16 protein-coding genes are annotated in these 18,315 nt (G+C 69.1%); 3 read left to right on the forward strand and 13 right to left on the reverse strand.

The genetic code is table 11. The annotated features are described in order from the left end of the window. Nucleotides 1-25 precede the first annotated feature (25 nt). A complete protein-coding gene (locus tag ACIQ1T_RS09045; protein WP_395944207.1) occupies nt 26-1,231 on the reverse strand; it encodes an NAD(P)/FAD-dependent oxidoreductase in 1,206 nt (401 codons plus the stop codon). Between the two features lie 64 nt (nt 1,232-1,295). Between ACIQ1T_RS09045 and greA the strand changes: the two genes are divergently transcribed. Beyond that, the gene (greA, locus tag ACIQ1T_RS09050) at nt 1,296-1,775 is read left to right on the forward strand and encodes a transcription elongation factor GreA (protein WP_395944268.1); all 480 of its coding nucleotides are present in this window, start codon (nt 1,296-1,298) and stop codon (nt 1,773-1,775) included. 25 nt (nt 1,776-1,800) lie between these two features. Here the strand turns inward: greA and ACIQ1T_RS09055 are convergent, their stop codons facing one another. The 12 genes from ACIQ1T_RS09055 to ACIQ1T_RS09110 form a co-directional block, all read right to left on the reverse strand. Further along, nucleotides 1,801-2,214 carry a helix-turn-helix domain-containing protein gene (locus tag ACIQ1T_RS09055; RefSeq protein ID WP_395944208.1) on the reverse strand — a complete coding sequence of 138 codons (414 nt, stop codon included), beginning with the start codon at nt 2,212-2,214 and terminating at the stop codon, nt 1,801-1,803. Between the two features lie 15 nt (nt 2,215-2,229). Beyond that, nucleotides 2,230-3,867 (reverse strand): apolipoprotein N-acyltransferase, encoded by a 1,638-nt coding sequence (lnt, locus tag ACIQ1T_RS09060; protein ID WP_395944209.1) that lies wholly within the window; start codon nt 3,865-3,867, stop codon nt 2,230-2,232. A 4-nt stretch (nt 3,868-3,871) separates the two neighbouring features. Then, complete coding sequence (gene ybeY / locus ACIQ1T_RS09065; protein ID WP_395944210.1) at nt 3,872-4,318, reverse strand: rRNA maturation RNase YbeY; 447 nt, start codon at nt 4,316-4,318, stop codon at nt 3,872-3,874. Further along, the gene (locus tag ACIQ1T_RS09070) at nt 4,315-5,301 is read right to left on the reverse strand and encodes a PhoH family protein (protein ID WP_395944211.1); all 987 of its coding nucleotides are present in this window, start codon (nt 5,299-5,301) and stop codon (nt 4,315-4,317) included. Before ACIQ1T_RS09070 ends, ybeY begins: the two co-directional genes overlap by 4 nt. Beyond that, nucleotides 5,301-6,740, reverse strand: coding sequence for a tRNA (N6-isopentenyl adenosine(37)-C2)-methylthiotransferase MiaB (gene miaB, locus ACIQ1T_RS09075; protein ID WP_395944212.1), 1,440 nt, complete (start codon nt 6,738-6,740; stop codon nt 5,301-5,303). The genes ACIQ1T_RS09070 and miaB overlap by 1 nt, the downstream gene beginning before the upstream one ends. A gap of 64 nt (nt 6,741-6,804) precedes the next feature. Further along, complete coding sequence (locus ACIQ1T_RS09080) at nt 6,805-7,284, reverse strand: Fur family transcriptional regulator (RefSeq protein WP_395944213.1); 480 nt, start codon at nt 7,282-7,284, stop codon at nt 6,805-6,807. Between the two features lie 28 nt (nt 7,285-7,312). Continuing rightward, on the reverse strand, nt 7,313-7,756 hold the full coding sequence (gene rimI / locus ACIQ1T_RS09085; protein WP_395944214.1) for a ribosomal protein S18-alanine N-acetyltransferase: 444 nt from the start codon (nt 7,754-7,756) through the stop codon (nt 7,313-7,315). Between the two features lie 10 nt (nt 7,757-7,766). Further along, on the reverse strand, nt 7,767-8,459 hold the full coding sequence (tsaB, locus tag ACIQ1T_RS09090) for a tRNA (adenosine(37)-N6)-threonylcarbamoyltransferase complex dimerization subunit type 1 TsaB (protein ID WP_395944215.1): 693 nt from the start codon (nt 8,457-8,459) through the stop codon (nt 7,767-7,769). Nucleotides 8,460-8,469: 10 nt separating this feature from the next. Next, entirely contained in the window at nt 8,470-8,877 is a 408-nt protein-coding gene (locus ACIQ1T_RS09095; protein WP_395944216.1) for a helix-turn-helix domain-containing protein, read from the reverse strand. A gap of 45 nt (nt 8,878-8,922) precedes the next feature. After that, on the reverse strand, nt 8,923-9,510 hold the full coding sequence (locus ACIQ1T_RS09100) for a helix-turn-helix domain-containing protein (protein WP_395944217.1): 588 nt from the start codon (nt 9,508-9,510) through the stop codon (nt 8,923-8,925). A gap of 60 nt (nt 9,511-9,570) precedes the next feature. Then, entirely contained in the window at nt 9,571-10,131 is a 561-nt protein-coding gene (locus ACIQ1T_RS09105) for a NifU family protein (RefSeq protein WP_395944218.1), read from the reverse strand. Nucleotides 10,132-10,184: 53 nt separating this feature from the next. Next, nucleotides 10,185-11,741, reverse strand: coding sequence for a helicase HerA-like domain-containing protein (locus ACIQ1T_RS09110; protein WP_395944219.1), 1,557 nt, complete (start codon nt 11,739-11,741; stop codon nt 10,185-10,187). 98 nt (nt 11,742-11,839) lie between these two features. Between ACIQ1T_RS09110 and ACIQ1T_RS09115 the strand changes: the two genes are divergently transcribed. Next, nucleotides 11,840-12,970, forward strand: a complete 1,131-nt coding sequence (locus tag ACIQ1T_RS09115; RefSeq protein WP_395944220.1) for an AI-2E family transporter — start codon at nt 11,840-11,842, stop codon at nt 12,968-12,970. 390 nt (nt 12,971-13,360) lie between these two features. Next, nucleotides 13,361-18,214, forward strand: a complete 4,854-nt coding sequence (locus ACIQ1T_RS09120; RefSeq protein WP_395944221.1) for an NAD-glutamate dehydrogenase — start codon at nt 13,361-13,363, stop codon at nt 18,212-18,214. Nucleotides 18,215-18,315 lie beyond the last annotated feature (101 nt).

The following is an 18,315-nucleotide window of genomic DNA, read 5'->3' on the forward strand; positions in this document are numbered from 1 at the left end:
AAGGCGAGGCGCGACCCTGCCCGGCTCAGTCCCGCGTGTCGAGCCAGTCCAGAACGCCCCGCGCCGCCACCACGCCGGAGGCGAAGCTGGCCTGAAGCAGATAGCCGCCGGTCGGCGCCTCCCAGTCCAGCATCTCGCCGGCGACGAAGACGCCGGGCCGGTCGGCCAACATCAGCCCCTGATCCACAGCGTCCAGGCGGACCCCGCCGGCCGAGGATATGGCCCGGTCCAGCCCCTGCATCCCCGTCAGGGTCAGGGACAGGGCCTTGATCCGTTCGGCCAGGGCCCGAGGCGTTTCCGGCAAGGGTCCGGCCTCGCGCAACAGGGCCACGGCCACGGGATCCAGCCCGGCCGTCTTGCGCAGATGGTTCGAGACGCTGTCCTTGCCGCGCGGTCGGCCCAGGCGTTCAGTCAGCCGCCCGGCCGCGACGTCCGGCTTCAGGTCGATGTGGATTTCGGTCCGGCCGCCTCGCCCGACCGCCGTTCGCAGGTCCGCCGACAGCGCGTAGACCGCCCCGCCCTCGATCCCGTAGCCGGCGATCATGGCCTCGCCGCGCACGGTGCGATCTCCGTGCGTCAGGGCGAGCCCCTTCAGCGGCTGGCCGGCGAACCGGTCGCGGAACGGCGACGACCAGGCGACGTCGAACCCGACATTGGCGGGTTGGAACGGCGTGATCGGCGCGCTCAGCCAGGCGGTCCAGGCCCCATCGGCGCCCAGGCGAGGCCAGCTGGCTCCGCCCAAGGCCAGCACGACCGCGTCGGGCCGCTCCAGCTCCTCGCCGTCGGACGTCTCGAAGACCAGGGCCCCGTCGCGCCAGCCGGTCCAGCGCGAACGGACGCGGATCTCGACGCCCAGCCCGTCCAGCCGCGTCAGCCAGGCGCGCAGCAGGGGCGAGGCCTTCATCGCCCGGGGAAACACCCGGCCGCTGGAGCCGACGAAGGTCGGCTGGCCCAACCCCTCGACCCAGGCCGTCAACTCGGCGGGCCCGAAGACGTCCGTCCACCGGCCAACCATCGGCCGAGCGTCGCCGTAACGGGGCAGGAAACGGTCCAGCGGCTCGGAATGGGTCAGGTTCAGACCGCCTCGCCCCGCCATCAGAAGCTTGCGTGCGACGGACGGCATCCGCTCATGAACCACGACCCGTGCTCCGGCCTGGGCCAGACGCTCGGCGGCCATCAGGCCGGCCGGACCGGCGCCGACGACGGCGATTGTTCGGGACTGGGTTTTCATCGCCCCGCTTTGCCCGTTCACAGTCGCGCTGGCCATAGGGGCGCGCATCGCTATGTTCCGCACCATGAGCGTCGCCTTCACACGGGAAGAAGATCTGGAAGCCACGGCCGCCGACCTGGCGGACCGCCCCATCTCGCCCCACCCCAACCTGGTCACCCCCGAGGGCCTGGCCCTGATCGAGGTCGAACTGGCCGCCGCCCGCGCCGCCTATACGGCCGCCCAGGTGAAGGGCTCCATCGAGAGCGACCGCACGGCCATGGCCCGAGCGACGCGGGATCTGCGCTACTGGTCCGCGCGCCGGGCCTCAGCCCAGCCCCAGGATCCGACGCAAGACAGCGGCGTGGTGCGGTTCGGCGGCTCGGTGTCGATCGAACGTGAGGACGGGCGCATCCAGACCTGGCGCATCGTCGGCGAGGACGAGGCCGATCCGGCCAAGGGCTCCGTCAGCCATGTCTCGCCCCTGGCCCGCGCCGTCATGGGCAGGCGGATCGGGGACGAGGCGATCGTGGCGGGACAGCCGGTGGAGATCGTCGGGGTCGCCTGAGCCTGAGCTAGAGCCAGACGGCTGATCAGCGGTCGTTCTCGGCGCCCTCGCCCAGCATCTCGCGCATCATGTCCAGCACCAGCTTCTGGTTCCGGGCCGGCAGGCGCGGGGCCAGGCGGGCGATCTCGACACTGTGTTTCGTCGCCTTGTGATCATGGTCGAAGGCGGGGGTCTCTTCCTCGCCCAGGCCCGGTCGAGCGCCGTTGAAACCGATAAAGAAGAAGGGAATGTCCACCTTCATGAACTCGGCGATCTCGTACAGTTTCGAGGCCGAGACGCGGTTCGTCCCCTTCTCGTACTTCTGCACCTGCTGGAAACTGACGCCGACGGCGCGGGCCAGAGCGGTCTGAGTCAGGCCGAGACCGAGCCGTTTTTCCTGAACGCGGCGGCCGACGTGGCGATCGACGGGATGCGGCTCCTCGATCTTCTCACGCGCCATGCCGCCCCCCAAAGCTCAGATCACTGTTCGATTCGCGCGAACCCTAGATCGTAGAACCAGCGGCCACAAGGCGACGACCGCACTGCACAACACGCCCAAAAGGAAGGGCCAGTCTCCCAGTCGTCCATAGGGGGTCACGCCCGTCGGACGCGGCAGCGGGGCGTCGATCACCCCCATGACGCCGGGCTCCAGGCGCTGGCCGTCGACGATACGTCCCCAGGGGTCGATCATCGCCGAAATACCCGTCGGCGTTGCGCGGGCGATGGGAAGGCCGGTCTCGATGGCGCGATAGCTGGCCAAATTCAGATGCTGTCGGGGGCCGGAGGTGGCGCCGAACCAGGCGTCGTTCGAGGCATTGACGATCCAGGCCGGACGGCCCGTCGAACCGGGGGTGAAGCCTGGGTACAGGCTCTCGTAGCAGATCAGCACCTGGGCCGGCGGCGCGCCCGGAATCGGGATCGGCGCCGGGATCGGCCCGGCCGAGAAGTCGCTGGGCATATGGACCAGACTGCGCAGGCCGATGGCGGTCATGATCGACCCCAGGGGCAAATATTCGCCGAACGGAACAAGTCTGTGCTTGTCATAGACGGCGGCGATCCGCAGGCCGGGTCCGCCCTCATCGGCGAGGGCGAACAAACTGTTGTAATAGCGCCCCCCTTCTGGGGCGGTCGGGTCGGCCTCGCCGCGCGCCAGACCCATCAGCAGGGTCTGTCCAGGGCGCAGGGCGCCGGCGATGGAGGCTGCGTCCGCCGAGGCGAAGACGTCGTTGGCCGAGGCCGGCAGGGCGCCCTCGGGCCAGACCACGACATCAGGCGTCCTGACGCCGGCCTGACCCGTCAGGGCCACATAGCGGTCGACGATGGAGCGATAGGCCTCGGGCGACCATTTGGTCTCCTGTTTGACGTCAGCCTGGACCAGACGGACCAGGGTGTCGGTGAACATCAGCTGCGCCTGGCCCAGACGAAGGGCGCCGAAGCCGCTGACGGCAACCAGGACGAGCGCGCCTGCGCCGGCCGATATCCAGCGTTCTCGCTTCGCGCCCGGCCCGACCAGCGGCCCGAAGGCGGCGGTGGCCCCGACCGTGATCAGGCTGAGGCCGTAAACCCCGACGACCGAGGCGAACTGCGACATAATGTCGCCTGCCCGCCAGGTCGCGCCGGCCGGGTTCCAGGGAAAACCGGTCAGCACATGGCCCCGCAGCCATTCGGCGGCGCAGAACAGGGCGGCGAACAGCAGCACCCGCACGGCGCCGATCGGGGCCAGACGGCGATACAGGGCGCAGGCCGCGCCCCAGAACAGGCCGATCCCGGCCGGCAGCAGGCTGGCGGCGAAGGGCGCCATCCAGGCCTGTTCCGGATTGACGAAGAAGGCCTCGGCCACCCACCAGCAACCGATGAAGAAATAGGCGAAGCCCGCCAGCCAGCCCATCCAGAAGGCGCCGCGCGTCGTGTCCGACCGCTCGGACAGGATCATCAGCAGCGGATAGCCCAGCAGGCCGATCAAAACCCCGAACGGCGGATGGGCGAAGGCGGTCCCCGCCCCGGCCAGCAAGGCCAGGCCGATGCGGATCAGACGCCAGGTCCACAGACGCCGCCGCTCGGGCAGGGCGCGCACGCGGGCGGCGAAACGGTCGAGCGCGGCGTCGGGAAACATCGGTCTAATCCTGCTCGGCGGCGTAGGGGTCGGCGACGCCGAGTTCGGCCAGGATCTCGCGCTCCTCGGCCTCCATCTCTTCGGCCTCGGCGTCGTCCTCGTGGTCGCGACCGAGGAGGTGCAGCACGCCGTGGACGACCAGATGGCTGAGGTGGTCGCTCAGGGTCTTGCCCTGGGCCTCGGCCTCGCTCGCGCAGACGCCATAGGCCAGGACGATGTCGCCCAGATGGGGGGCGGCGTTCTCGGGCGCGGGGAAGGAGAGGACGTTCGTCGGCCTGTCCTTGTCGCGGAACCGGGCGTTCAGGTCGCGCACCGCCGCGTCATCGGTCAGCAGGACGACGACGTCGCCCTGGATCGTCCCCAGGGCGGCGCGGGCGGCGCGTTCGACGACGGCTTCGGCGTCCGGCAGCGCCGTGGTCCAGGCCTCGGCCTCGATCTCTATGTCGATCATTCGGAATCTTCGAGGTCCGGGGCCGGGCGGCCCTTTGCAGCGTCGGCGTCATAGGCGCGGACAATCCGTTCGACCATGGCGTGACGGACCACGTCCGAGGCCTCGAACTTCAGCACGCCGACGCCCTTGACCCCGTCGAGGATCCGCAGGGCGTGGCCCAGGCCGGAATCACGCGGATTCAGCAGGTCGATCTGCGACGGGTCGCCGGTCACCACCATCCGCGCGCCTTCGCCCAGGCGGGTCAGGACCATCTTCATCTGCAGGCGCGAGGTGTTCTGGGCCTCGTCGACGATGATGAAGGCATGGCTCAGGGTGCGGCCGCGCATGAAGGCGATGGGAGCGGCTTCGATCTCGCCCTTGTCGCGGCGGCGTTGCACGTCCTCGGCGCCGAGGATGTCGTTCAACGCCTCCCAGATCGGGGCCAGATAGGGGTCGACCTTCTCGTTCAGGTCGCCCGGCAGGAAGCCCAGTTTCTCGCCCGCCTCGACCGCCGGTCGGGTGATGACCAGACGATCCACCTGCCCGCGCCGCAGCAGGGATGCGCCATAGGCGGCCGCCAGGAAGGTCTTGCCGGTGCCGGCAGGGCCGACGCCGAAACTGAGTTCGCACCGATCCAGCATGTCCAGATAGGCGGCCTGGGCCTTTGTCTTGGGCACGATGGAGCCACGCTTGCCGCCCGGCAGGGAGACGCCCGCCGCAGCCATGCCCGGCGTGCCCTTGCCGCCCCGCGCCTGGCCCAGGGCCGCACGGACGTCGGCCTCGGTCACCTCGGCGCCCAGGGCTGCGCGCTTGGCCAGATCCTCGATCACGCGGCGTGCGTCGCTCCGGTCGCGTATGCCGCCGTTGACGGAGACGCCGCCGCCCGGCGCCTCGACCAGCACCTTGAAGGCGTCTTCGATCAGGGCGACGTGACGGCTGTTGGGCCCGATGACGGCGCGCAGCTCGGCGTCGTTCAGCGGAATGAATTCGGACTCTCGGGCCACTAGGCCGCCTTTTCTTTGTGGGCTACCGCCTCGCGCGCGGCGCTCGGCTGCTTGAGCCCGGTGGTTGCCAGTCGGCCGGTCAGGCTGTTCTGCTGGCCGCCGATGATCTCGACCGGAACGATCTGGCCGATCAGATGATCCGCGTCGTCGACGTGGACCGACTGCAGATATGGGGAGCGACCGACCGCCTGGCTACGGTGGGCGTGGCGGCCCTTGCGGTCGAACAGAACGTTCAGGGTGCGGCCCGCCTGAGCGGCGTTGAAGGCGGTCTGCTGTTCGGTCAGCAGTTCGATCAGACGATGCAGCCGGTCCTTGGCCGCCTCGGGCTCGACCTGTTTGCCCATGCCGGCGGCGGGGGTGCCGGGGCGGGGCGAATACATGAAGGCGAAGGCCGAGGCGTAGTTCACGCGACGGACCAGATCCAGCGTCTCCTCGAACTCCTTGTCCGTCTCGCCGGGGAAGCCGACGATGAAGTCGCCGGCCATGGCCATGTCGGGGCGGGCGGCGCGGATCCGGTCGATCAGGTCGAAATATTGCTGACGCCCGTGCTTGCGGTTCATCAGCCTCAGAATCCGGTCCGAGCCCGCCTGAACCGGCAGATGCAGATAGGGCATCAGGGCGTCCAGATCGCCGTGGGCGGCGATCAGCTCGTCCGACATGTCGTTGGGGTGGCTGGTCGTGTAGCGGATCCGGTCCAGGCCGGGGATCTCGGCCAGGGCGTAGGCCAGTTCGGCCAGGGTCGAGGCCTTGCCGTCCAGCCGTTCGCCGTCATAGGCGTTGACGTTCTGGCCCAGCAAAGTGACCTCGCGCACGCCGCGTCCAGCCAGAGACCGCGCCTCCTCCAGCACCGAGGCCAGAGGACGGGACCATTCGGCGCCGCGCGTATAGGGGACGACGCAGAAGGTGCAGAACTTGTCGCAACCCTCCTGCACGGTCAGGAAGGCGGTCGGTCCCTTGGTCCCGCGCGCAGCGGGCAAGGCGTCGAACTTGTCGTCGGGAGCGAAGTCGGCGCCGATCCGCTCGCCCCGCGCCCGCGCCGTGCGGGTCAGAAGCTCGGGCAGCTGATGATAGGCCTGGGGGCCGACGACGATATCGACCGCCGGCTGGCGCTTCATGATCTCCTCGCCCTCGGCCTGGGCGACGCAGCCGGCGACGGCGATGGTCATGTCCCCGCCGGTCTCGCGCTTGATGTCGCGCAGTTCGCGCATCTTGCCGAGTTCGGAATAGACCTTCTCGGCCGCCTTCTCGCGGATGTGGCAGGTGTTCAGGATGACGAAGTCGGCGGCCTTGACGTCCTCGGTCACCGCATAACCCAGCGGGCGCAGGACATCGGCCATGCGCTCGCTGTCATAGACGTTCATCTGACAGCCGTAGGTCTTGATGAACAGGCGCTTGGTCGGCGCCTGTGCCGTCTCGGTTCTATCGAGGGTCTCGCTCATGGGCGGGTTTTACTGCGCCCGCCCATGCCGCGCCAGCCGTTGGGCCGGGCGATTGGCCAGTCGCTCAGGACGTGGTCTCGGGCGCGACGCGGGCGGCGTGACGCTTGAAGATCAGGCCTTCCCGCTTGGAGGGTTCCGCGCCGTCGATCGGCACGCCGTAAAGCTCCAGCTTGTGACCGATCAGTTCGAAGCCCAGGCGTTCGGCGATTTCGGTCTTCAACTTCTCGATCTCGGCGTCGAAGAATTCGATCACCTCGCCCGACTTGGTGTCGATCAGGTGGTCGTGGTGATCGTCGCCCGCCTCTTCATAGCGGCTGCGGCCGTCGCCGAAGTCGTGCTTCTCGACCACGCCCGCCTCTTCGAACAGCCGCACCGTGCGATAGACGGTGGCGATCGAGATATGAGGGTCGATCGAGGAGGCGCGGCGGTACAGCTCCTCCACATCGGGGTGATCTTCGGCCGAGGACAGCACGCGGGCGATCACCCGTCGCTGTTCGGTCATACGCATGCCGCGGTCGGCGCAGAGTTTTTCGATCCGGTCCATGAGGCCTAGAATAGGCGGTCGGATCGCATCAGGGAAGCGGGGCCTTGTGCGGATTCGACGCGAGATCGAGTCCAAGGACCAGGGCGTCGGTCCGGCCGCCGTCCGCCGTGGCGTAATAGGCCCTGCGACGGCCGATCTGCTCGAAGCCGGCGCGGGCGTAGAGGGCGCGGGCGGCGGCGTTGTCCTGGGCCACCTCCAGGAACAGGCGCGCGGCGCCGGCCCGGGCTGCAGTCACCACCCCCTGCCCCGTCAGTCGCCCGCCCAGGCCGGCCCGCCGCGCGTCCGGCCGCACCGCCAGGGTCAGGATCTCGGCCTCGTCCAGAACCACGCGCATCAGGATGAATCCTTCGGCCTCGACCACGGCGAAGACCCCTGGCTGGCTTAGAAGATCCGCGAACTCGGCCGGGGTCCAGGGATGGGCGAAGGCCTCGGCGTGGATCGCGGCCAGTTCGGTCGGGTCGGCGGGAGCCATGCGGCCGTCCTCAAGCAGCAGGCTGACGCGGCTGCCCCGGCAGACGCGAGGGCGGAGTGGCGTCGGGCGCGCGCAGATAGAGGGGGCGCGGCGGATGATCGGCCGGGTCGGCGCCTCGGACCAGGCGCGCCAGGGCGTCCGGCGCCGGCGCCGCCCGCGCATCGACCGTCGCGAACCTCAGATCGGGAAACGCCTCGACCACCACGGCGGCGCCATTGCCGACCAGACGGACATCGGCGCCGAGGTCGGCGATCCGTCGCGCCGCCTCGTCCAGAGGCAGGGCCTGGTCCGGCCCCATGACCGCGCCCTCGACGAGGAATTTGGTGTAGACCTGACCCCGGCGGGCGTCGATCAGGGCCGCGACCGGCGAGCCATCCGGCGCCGCCCCCGTTTCCAGCGAGGCGGCCAGAGCGTCCAGGGCCGAGACCCCGACCACCGGCCGGTCCAGGGCCGCGCCCAGGCCCTGGGCGAAGGCCAGGCCGACCCGCAGACCCGTGAACGACCCCGGTCCGACGGTGACGCCGATCCGGTCCAGTCGGTCGAAAGCGCCGCCCGCCTCGGTCATGGCGTCGCGCACCAGACCGCCCAGCCGTTCCTGATGGCCCTTGGTCATGGGCTCGAAACGGACGGCCAGGGGCCTGTCGTCCTCGAACACCGCCGCCGTGCAGGCGCCGAGCGCCGTATCAATCACCAGAAGTCTCATGCCGCGCCTTCTAGGCCGCGCGAGACAGAACCTCCACCAGTCGCGTCAGCGCCTGTCGCACGGCGCGGTCCTCGATACGGGAAAAGCCGGTGGCCATGGCGCGGCCTTCCGGCGTCGCGGCCATGGACCGCATCAACGACAGTTCGACGCTTTCCGCCTGTTCGGGACGCTCCGGAAAGAAGGCGCCCACGGGGAGCCCCAGGGCCAGGGCCAGATTGTGAAGCCGCGACGCCGAGATCCGGTTCTGCCCGCCCTCGTACTTCTGCACCTGCTGACAGCTGACGCCGACCAGTTCGCCCAGGGCGGTCTGCGACAGGCCCAGGGCCGTGCGGCGCGCGGCGATCCGCGCACCGACGATGGCGTCGAGCGGTTCGGCCGCGCGGGCCGTCTTGCGAGGATTGGCGTCCGTCCTGTCCATGGCGCGAAGGTGTCACAACTTTTGCGAGCATACAACCTTTTCGTTTCATCGCTCGAGCCGGGCCGTCACCGCCGAGAGCCGGACGATCTCATGTCGGTCGATGACCTCGCCGCGATCCAGCCCGCCCGCGCCAAGGACATGGATCCGGTCCGCGTCGTCCCGGTCGAACAACCGCGTCCGGACGTCCCCGTCCAGCATCTCGATCACGCAGCCCTGGCCGGGGCGCGGCTGAAGGCCGGGTTGGTATTCAAGGATCACGCCGGCCGCCGCCCAGGGCGAAAGTGCGTCGTCGGACAGCTGAAGCCGCATCACGCCGCGCGGCGGCGGACCGTCGAAGCGTCTCGCCCGGCTTTCCAACCCGATCGCAGGGGAAATGGAGATCGCCGCGTCCGAAGCGCCCGACATCAGCAGGGCCAGGGCTTCCGGCGTCGCATCCACGGCCCCGGTGAGGCGGCGCTGCACGTCGGGACGGAACAGGCCCGGGCGCCGGCCGGACTCATACAGGCCCCAGCCCTGACTGGTCATGTCCAGGCGCGCTCCGGCTTCAGCCTGGGACAGGCCGCGCTCGCGTCGCAGGGCGGCGAGGGCCTCGCCCAGGCGCAGAAGGTCGGGATCGGAAACAAAGCGCGGCATGCAACCGAGAGGATGGCGCCCCGCCGCCTCCGTGGCGAGGACGAAAGCGCGCCGCTTCGGCTAAACGGTCTGCTCGACCCGGGTCACTTCGGGCACATAGTGGCGCATCATCTGCTCAACGCCCGCCTTCAGGGTCGCTGACGACGACGGACAGCCCGAACAGGCGCCGCGCATCCGCAGCGACAGGACGCCGCTCTCCTCGTCGAAGGAATCGAACAGGATGTCGCCGCCGTCCTGAGCCACGGCGGGACGGATACGGCTGTCCAGCAAGGCCTTGATCTCGGCGACGATCTCGCTGTCGTCTTCGGCATGGGTTTCCGCATCGGGGCCGACGCCGCGCGTCAGGGGCTGACCCGAGACGAAATGGTCCATGATCACGCCCAGGATCGGCGCCTTCATCTCCGACCAGTCCGGCCCACGCTCATGCCGGGTCACCGAAACATAGTCTGCGCCGAAGAAGACGCCGTCGACGCCTTCGAGCTCGAACAGGGCTTCCGCCAGGGGCGAGGCGGTCGCCTCGTCGATGGTGCGATACTCCAGCGTGGCGAGCGGCGACACGTCGCGGCCGGGCAGGAACTTCAGCGCATTCGGATTGGGCGTGGGTTCGGTCTGGATGAACATGGGCGGGAGATGCGCTCGCCCCCGCCCCGTTGCAAGACCCCCGCCCTTTCGACCTAACGCTTCTTCAGGCTGCCCAGCACGCCGCGCAGCAGTTCGCGGGTGATGGTCGAGCCCGCCGTGCGCAGCACGGACTTGGTCAGGGCCTCCATCGGCGACTGACGGCTGGAGGCGCGGGCGCGCGGGGGCGCGGCGGGACGCGGGGCGACGCGGGCCTGTTCCCTGGCCCGTTCCTTCGCGGCCTTTTCGTCGGCCTTCGCCTGAAGCTCGGCGGCCCTGGCGGCGTCCGCCTGGGCCTGAGCCTGGGCCTCGGCCTGATCGGTCGCGGCGTGGCGGGCGGCCAGGATTTCCTCGGCGGACTCGCGGTTCAGCACCTGCTCATACAGACCACGCACGGGGCTGGAGGCCATGATCGCGGCGCGCTCCGTATCGGTGGCGGGACCCAGGCGCGAGGCCGGCGGGCGAATTTTGGTGCGGGCGACGATTGTGGGCGCCCCCTTCTCGTCCAGCACCGAGACCAGGGCCTCGCCCACGCCCAACCCCTGAATGGCCTCGGCCGTGTCGAAGGCGGAATTGACCCGGAAGCTCTGCGAGGCGGCCTTCAGGCCCTTCTGTTCCGAGGGCGTATAGGCGCGCAGGGCGTGCTGGATGCGGTTGCCCAGCTGGGCCAGGACGCTGTCCGGGATGTCGGCCGGGTTCTGGGTGACGAAATAGACCCCGACCCCCTTGGAGCGGATCAGGCGGACGACCTGTTCGACCTTCTCCAGCAGGGCGCGCGGCGCGTCGTTGAACAGCAGGTGGGCCTCGTCAAAGAAGAAGACCAGGCGCGGTTTCTCGGGATCGCCGACTTCCGGCAGCTGTTCGAACAGTTCAGACAGCAGCCACAACAGGAAGGCCGCATACAGGCGTGGACTGTTCATCAACCGCGTCGAGTCCAGCACATTGACCTGGCCCCGGCCGTCCAGACCGACACGGATCATGTCCTCCAGCTTCAGGGCCGGCTCGCCGAAGAAGGCGGACCCGCCCTGTTGCTCGATCTGAAGCAGGGAACGCTGGATGGCGGCGATGGAGGCCGGGGCGACATTGCCGACCTCGCGTCCGATCCGGTCGGCGTTCTCGCCCACATAGGCCAGCAGGCTGCGCAGGTCATCGAGGTCCAGCAGAAGCAGGCCCTCCTTGTCGGCGACATGGAAGACCACTGTCAGCACGCCCTCCTGCACCTCGTTCAGATTCAGCATCCGCGCCATCAGCACCGGGCCGATCTCCGACACGGTCGTGCGAATCGGGTGGCCCTTCTGGCCGTACAGGTCCCAGAAGACAGTCGGGGCCGCCCGCGGCGTCAGGGTCAGGCCCATGTCGGCGGCGCGGGCGATCAGCTTCTCGTTCGGCGTTCCGATTTGGGAGATGCCCGACAGATCGCCCTTCACGTCGGCGCAGAAGACCGGCACCCCGGCGTCGGAAAAGCCCTGGGCCATGATCTGCAGCGTCACCGTCTTGCCGGTCCCCGTCGCCCCGGCGACCACGCCGTGGCGGTTGGCGCGATTGAACAACAGGGTCTCGGGCTGGGCGGCGTCGGACTGACCGAGGAACAGGCCGGGAAGGGCGTCAGACATTCAGATCTCCGATAGCATCTCGTTCCGAGGTCTAGCGCGTTCGACGGGACGCCGGAACAGCGATTGACGCCGAGGGCGGGCGGCCGGACAAGACAGGGATGAAAAGCCCCATCGCCATGCAGAACTCGGCCGTGTCGCGAAACGCCATCGCCCTGATCGCCACGGTGGCGGCGGGCGCCGCCGTCTATTGGCTGCGCGACATACTGACCCCGCTGGCCATGGCCATCTTCCTGCTCATCATGATCGACGGGGTGAAGCGGTCGGTGTCGGCCCGCACGCCGCTGAACGACCGTATGGCCGGGATCGCGGCCCTGACCCTGGTGGTCCTGGCCTTCTTCGCCTCCATCGCCATCATCGTGAATGGGGCGGCGGGCTTCTTCGGCGAAGCCTCGGGCGTGTCCCAGAACATCGGCCCCCGCATCGACCAGATCATCCGCGACGTCTACGGGCTGGTGCGGCTGGACAATCCGCCGACGGCCCAGGACCTGATCAACGGCATAGACGTGCGGGGCTATCTGACCTCGATGGCCTTCCAGGCCCAGGGCATCGCCTCCGGCGCCTTCTTCGTCCTGGTCTATCTGGGCTTCCTGCTGGCCTCGCAGATCGGCTTCCAGCGAAAGATCGTCGCCATGTTTCCGCTGAAGGCCCAGCGCGACGAGGCCGTGGCCGTGTTCAAACGGGTGCGCGGCGGGGTCGAGGGCTATATCTGGGTCCAGACCGTGACCGGGGCCATGATCTGCGTCGTCGCCTGGATCCTGATGCGGGCGGTCGGTCTGCAGAACGCCGAGTTCTGGACCTTCGTCATCTTCATCGTGGGCTTCATCCCGGTGCTGGGCGGCGCCGTGGCCGGCCTGGCCCCGCCCCTGTTCGCCCTGGTGCAATTCCCCAGCTATTGGCCCGCCCTGATCCTGCTGATCGGGCTGCAAGCCATATTGTTCATCGTCGGCAACCTGATCCAGCCGCGCATGCAGGGCGACAACCAGAACATCGACCCGGTGGTGGTGCTGCTGGCGCTAGCCTTCTGGGGCAAGCTTTGGGGCGTGGTCGGCATGTTCCTGTCCACGCCGCTGGCGGTCATGGCCATGGCCATACTGGCCGAGTTCCAGGGCTCGCGCTGGATGGCCGTGCTGTTGTCAGGCGACGGCGAACCCTACGCCGACGAGGGCAAACAGAGGCGCAAGACCGCCTCGAAAGCGAAGGCGCCGGACCCGGTCGAGACCGAGGCCTGACCCCCTGCGACGCCCTGCCGCGCTAAAAGCCGCACCTGCCCTGCGGGCCCGCCCTTGAACGGCGCAAACGGCTTCCCATCTGCTCATCAACGCCGCGGAACATCCCCCCTCCGAACCGCGGCGCATGCGAGACCGACGCCCCCTCCCCTCCCCAATGGCGTCGGACCGCGCAGGCCGCCGAGCTCCCCCGCTCGGCGGCCTTCTCGTTTGCGGCGCAGCTTGCCGAGCTGGGCCATGGCGCTGCACAGGCTTTCCAACCTGAACGCCGTTCATGAGAATCTTAGGTCCTCGGGGGCTTCCCGCGCGACCGGACCTGGCCTAGTCAGCCATGTGGCGCTCCGTCGCGCCCCGCTCTTGCGGCCAAGGCCGCGTCGCCCGAGACTGTAGTCCATGACCGCCCTCGATCCGCGCTCCGCCCCGGTTCAGCCGATTTCTCCGGCCGCCCTGGAAACCTCCTTCGCGCGGATCCTCGGAACCAGCCCCGGCGCAGCCGAAAAGACCTTCCTGGCCCAGGCGCACGAGGACTACGCCGCCGATGAGACCCCGGAACTGGACGGCGAGGATTTAGCCGCGCTGCTGGCCGCCTCGTGGCGCGTCGCGAAAGATTTTCCTGCGGGTTCCGCTCCCCTGATCACCGTCGGCCCCCTGGCCGGCGCCGACGGCCAGGCCCTTGATTACGACCTGATCCGCATCGTCCAGTCGGACGCCCCCTTCCTGGTCGACAGCGTCATGGGCGCCCTGGCCGAGGCCGGGGTTTCGGTCCGCGCCCTGTTTCACCCGGTGGTCGATCTGGACGGCCGGCGGCTGTCGGTCATCATGCTGGTGGTCGACGGCGCGCCGCAGGAGCGACGCGACGCCGTTGGAGAAGGCCTGGCCCAGGCCCTGACCGAGGTCCACGCCGCCGTCGCCGATCACGAGGCCATGACCGCCCTGATGCGCGAGGCGGTGAAACGTCTGGAAGCAACCCCGCCTTCCGGCGATCCGGCCATCCTGACCGAGACCATCGCCTTCCTGAAATGGCTGAAGAGCGACCATTTCGTCTTCCTGGGCGCCCGCGACTATGACTATCCCCGCGCCGCCGACGGCGACTACGAGGCCGAGGCCCCGCTGAGCCAGTCGGGCGCCGGCCTGGGCATATTGGCTGATCCGACCCGCACCGTACTGCGCCGGGCGTCGGAACCGGCCGTCCTGACCCGCCAGATGCGCCGTCAGCTGGACCTGAGCGAGCCGGTCACCGTGGCCAAGGCCAACGCCCGATCGCGCGTCCACCGCCGCGCCTACATGGATTACGTCGGCGTCAAACGGTACGGGCCGGACGGCAAGGCGACGGGCGAGACCCGGTTCGTCGGCCTGTTCACCTCGGACGCCTATGACCAGCTGGCGACCGAGACCCCGCTGATCCGGCGCAAGGTGGCCAATGTCCTGGCGCGCGCCGACAAGGCCCCCGGCAGCCATAACGAGAAGCGTCTCCGCAACATCCTCGAGAACTATCCGCGCGACGAACTCTTCCAGATCGGCGAGGACGAACTGCTGTCGATCGCCCTGGGCATCCTGCACCTCTACGATCGACCGCGCATCCGCCTGTTCTCGCGTCAGGATCCGTTCGACCGCTTCGTCTCGGTCCTGTGCTTCATCCCGCGCGAGAAGTTCGACGGGGCCGTGCGCGAGCGGATCGGCCAGATCGTCGCCCGCGCCTGGGGCGGTCGGGTTTCGGCCTGGTATCCGCAACTGTCGGACGCCCCGCTGGTGCGGGTCCATTACATCATCGGGGTGACGCCGGGCGAGCATCCCACCCCCGACGCCGCCCAGCTGGAGCACGACGTGGCCGAGGCCGGCCGCGGTTGGGTCGAGCGGTTCGAAGGCGCCCTGCGCCGCGCCGACATCGCCGACGTCGAGGTCGGCCCCCTGAGCGCGCGCTGGGCCCGCGCCTTCGGCGCCGCCTATCGCGACCGCTATGACGCCGACGAGGCGGTGCAGGACCAGCAGCAGATGGCTGGCCTGAGTGACGGGCTTAGCCAGGGTCTGGGCGCCCTGGCCGTGCGCGCCTTCCGCCATCCCGACGACAGCCGGCTGCAGTTCCGCTTCAAGCTCTATCGCCGCGGTCCGACCGTGCCCCTGTCGGACGTCCTGCCGATCCTGGCGGACATGGGTCTGAAGACGCTGGAGGAATACGGCTATCCGATCCGGCCGATGGGCGAGGAGGAGATCCACGTCCACGAATTCCTTATGGAGGACCCGCGCGGCGAGGCCCTGATCTTCGCCGATGTGAAGGCCCCGTTCGAGCGCGCCTTCGGCGCCGTCTGGAGCGGCCGGACCGAAAGCGACGGCTTCAACCGCCTGGTCGTCGAACTGGGCATCGAATGGCGCGAGGCGGCCCTGATCCGCACCCTGGCCCGCTATCGCCAGCAGACGGGTCTGGACCCGTCACAGGCGGTGCAGGAGGAGGCGCTGCGGCAATATCCCGACGTGTCGCGCGCCCTGCTGTCCCTGTTCAAGGCCAAGTTCGACGAGGCCGGCGGCGCCGTCGAGGCCCGCGAGGCCTCGGTCGCCGAGTTGAACGACAAGATCGCCGCCCTGCTGCAGGACGTGAAGAGCCTGGACCACGACCGGGCCCTGCGCCGGATCGCCGCCCTGATCGGGGCGGTGAAACGGACCAACTTCTTCCAGATCGACGCCGAGGGTCAGGCCAAGCCGCACATCTCGATCAAGATCGCCTCGCGCGAACTGGACGACCTGCCCCTGCCCAAACCCTATCGCGAGATCTTCGTCTGGGCGCCCCATGTCGAGGGGGTGCACCTGCGTTTCGGCCCGGTGGCGCGCGGGGGGCTGCGCTGGTCGGACCGGCGCGACGACTTCCGCACCGAGGTGCTGGGCCTGGTCAAGGCGCAGCAGGTCAAGAACGCCGTCATCGTGCCGGTCGGCTCCAAGGGCGGCTTCTATCCCAAGCAACTGCCGCGCACGACGGACCGCGAGGCCATCCAGGGCGAGGCCATCCGCGCCTATCGCACCTTCCTGTCCGGCCTGCTGGACATCACCGACAATATCGCCGCCGACGGTTCGGTGACCCGGCCCGACCATGTCGTGGCCTGGGAGCAGGACGACCCCTATCTGGTCGTCGCCGCCGACAAGGGGACGGCGACCTTCTCGGACATCGCCAACGGGGTCTCGGCGTCCTACGGCTTCTGGCTGGGCGACGCTTTCGCGTCCGGCGGATCCATCGGCTACGACCACAAGGCCATGGGGATCACTGCCCGCGGCGCCTGGGAGGCGGTCAAGCGCCACTTCCGCGAGATCGGCAAGGACATACAGACCGAGCCCTTCACCATGGTGGGCGTAGGGGACATGTCCGGCGACGTCTTCGGCAACGGCGCCCTGTTGTCCAAGGCGACGCGCCTGGTCGCCGCCTTTGACCACCGCGACATCTTCATTGATCCGAACCCGGATCATGTGAGCGGCTGGACCGAGCGCAAGCGGCTGTTCGACCTGCCGCGCTCGTCCTGGCAGGACTATGACAAGGGGCTGATCTCCGAGGGCGGCGGCGTCTTCTCACGCTCGGCCAAGTCGATCCAGCTGACGCCGCAGATCAAGGCGGCGCTGGATATCAGCGACGACGTGCTGGACCCCGTCAGCCTGATCCGCGCCATACTGAAGGCGCCGGCCGAGCTGCTGTATCTGGGCGGCATCGGCACCTATGTGAAATCGGCCGCCGAGACCGACGCCCAGGTCGGGGACAAGGGCACCGACGCCCTGCGGATCAACGCCGATGAACTGCGGGTCAAGGTGATCGGCGAGGGCGCCAATCTGGGCTTCACCCAGGCGGGGCGGATCGTGTTCGGCCAGAACGGCGGCCGCATGAACACCGACGCCATCGACAATTCGGCCGGGGTCGACACCTCGGACCACGAGGTCAACATCAAGATCCTGGTCGGGTCGGCCGTGACCAACGGCGTCCTGCCGGTCGAGGAGCGGACGCCGCTGCTGGCCTCGATGACCGACGAGGTCGGGCTGAAGGTCCTGGCCCACAACTACGACCAGACCCTGGCCCTGACCCTGCAGCAGGCGGAGGGGTCCAAGGCCCTGGACGCCCAGCAGCGGTTCATGCAGACCCTGTCGGCGCGCGGCAAGCTGGACCGCAAGGTCGAGGGCCTGCCCAACGACCTGCGGATCAAGGAGATGATGGCGGCGTCCATTCCTCTGGCCCGGCCCGAGCTGGCGGTGCTGACCGCCTACGCCAAGCTGGAACTGTCGGACGACATCGTCGCCTCGACGGCGCCCGAGGACGCCTTCTTCGAACAGATCCTGGTCCGCTACTTCCCCGAGGCCCTGGCGAAGTTCGAGCCGGAGATGAAGAGCCACCGGCTGCGGCGCGAGATCATCGCCACCGTCATGGCCAACGAGGTCGTCAACATGTGCGGCCCGACCTTCCCGGACCGGCTGCGCGGCTCGGCCGAATGCGACACCACCGCCCTGATCATCGCCTTCGAGGCGGCGCGACGCGTGTTCCGCCTGGACGAGGCCTGGGACGCGGTCTCGGCCCTGGACCTGAAGATCTCGGCCGAGGCCCAGACGGCTCTGTACCAGGAGATCGCCGTGGTCCTGCGTCGCCAGACCTTCTGGCTGGCCCGCCGGGCCAAGGCCGGGGTCTCGGTCCAGGCCCTGATCAACCAGTATCGCCCCGTCGCGGACGCCCTGCAGGCCGAGGGTTCGGCCGTGCTGTCGCGCTTCGAACAGGGCCGACTGGATACGCGGGTCAAGACCTTCGCCGACCACGGCGCCCCGGAAGACCTGACCCGCAGCATCGCCGTCATGCGCCCCCTGGTCGCCGCCGCCGACATCGGCGATCTGGCCCAGGAGACCGGCTGGCCCGTCGCGGCCATGGCGCGCCTGTATCACCAGGTCGGCGCGGCCTTCGACTTCGACCGTCTGCGGGCGGCGGCGGGCTCCATTCCGTCGGCGGATCATTTCGACCGCCTGGCGGTGCGCCGCCTGATCGAGGACCTGATGAACGAACAGGCGACCCTGACCCGCGCCGTGGCCAGGGCCTCGGACGCCTCGGTCGGGGCCAGCGAGGACGCGGCGGAAGCGGCGGTGGACGCCTGGATCGGTTCGAAACAGGGCGTGGTCGAGGGCGTTCGCGCCTCGGTGGACGAGATCGAACAATCGGGCTCGGGCTGGACCTTCGCCAAGCTGACCATCGCCAATGCGACGATCCGGGATCTGGCGTCAGCGGCGGTTCACTCTTGAGCCTGTTGTCCGCCATCGGCCCGGTTGAGCGCGGTTCAGGGCGCTCCGGCTTGACGGAGAGCCCGTCTCGCGGCCTCTTCGTTCAATAACGAACGGACCGG

Source organism: Brevundimonas sp. (assembly GCF_044336875.1).
In the GTDB taxonomy this organism is placed as follows: Bacteria; Pseudomonadota; Alphaproteobacteria; order Caulobacterales; family Caulobacteraceae; genus Brevundimonas.

Bases quoted from the DNA above. Each gene is read 5' to 3' on its own strand.
- ACIQ1T_RS09055 (WP_395944208.1), bottom strand. From the start codon at position 2,214: ATGGCGCGTGAGAAGATCGAGGAGCCGCATCCCGTCGATCGCCACGTC.
- greA (WP_395944268.1), top strand. From the start codon at position 1,296: ATGAGCGTCGCCTTCACACGGGAAGAAGATCTGGAAGCCACGGCCGCC.
- ACIQ1T_RS09120 (WP_395944221.1), top strand. From the start codon at position 13,361: ATGACCGCCCTCGATCCGCGCTCCGCCCCGGTTCAGCCGATTTCTCCG.
- ACIQ1T_RS09100 (WP_395944217.1), bottom strand. From the start codon at position 9,510: ATGCCGCGCTTTGTTTCCGATCCCGACCTTCTGCGCCTGGGCGAGGCC.
- rimI (WP_395944214.1), bottom strand. From the start codon at position 7,756: ATGGCTCCCGCCGACCCGACCGAACTGGCCGCGATCCACGCCGAGGCC.
- tsaB (WP_395944215.1), bottom strand. From the start codon at position 8,459: ATGAGACTTCTGGTGATTGATACGGCGCTCGGCGCCTGCACGGCGGCG.
- ybeY (WP_395944210.1), bottom strand. From the start codon at position 4,318: ATGATCGACATAGAGATCGAGGCCGAGGCCTGGACCACGGCGCTGCCG.
- lnt (WP_395944209.1), bottom strand. From the start codon at position 3,867: ATGTTTCCCGACGCCGCGCTCGACCGTTTCGCCGCCCGCGTGCGCGCC.
- ACIQ1T_RS09105 (WP_395944218.1), bottom strand. From the start codon at position 10,131: ATGTTCATCCAGACCGAACCCACGCCCAATCCGAATGCGCTGAAGTTC.
- ACIQ1T_RS09115 (WP_395944220.1), top strand. From the start codon at position 11,840: ATGAAAAGCCCCATCGCCATGCAGAACTCGGCCGTGTCGCGAAACGCC.
- ACIQ1T_RS09045 (WP_395944207.1), bottom strand. From the start codon at position 1,231: ATGAAAACCCAGTCCCGAACAATCGCCGTCGTCGGCGCCGGTCCGGCC.
- ACIQ1T_RS09080 (WP_395944213.1), bottom strand. From the start codon at position 7,284: ATGGACCGGATCGAAAAACTCTGCGCCGACCGCGGCATGCGTATGACC.
- ACIQ1T_RS09110 (WP_395944219.1), bottom strand. From the start codon at position 11,741: ATGTCTGACGCCCTTCCCGGCCTGTTCCTCGGTCAGTCCGACGCCGCC.
- miaB (WP_395944212.1), bottom strand. From the start codon at position 6,740: ATGAGCGAGACCCTCGATAGAACCGAGACGGCACAGGCGCCGACCAAG.
- ACIQ1T_RS09095 (WP_395944216.1), bottom strand. From the start codon at position 8,877: ATGGACAGGACGGACGCCAATCCTCGCAAGACGGCCCGCGCGGCCGAA.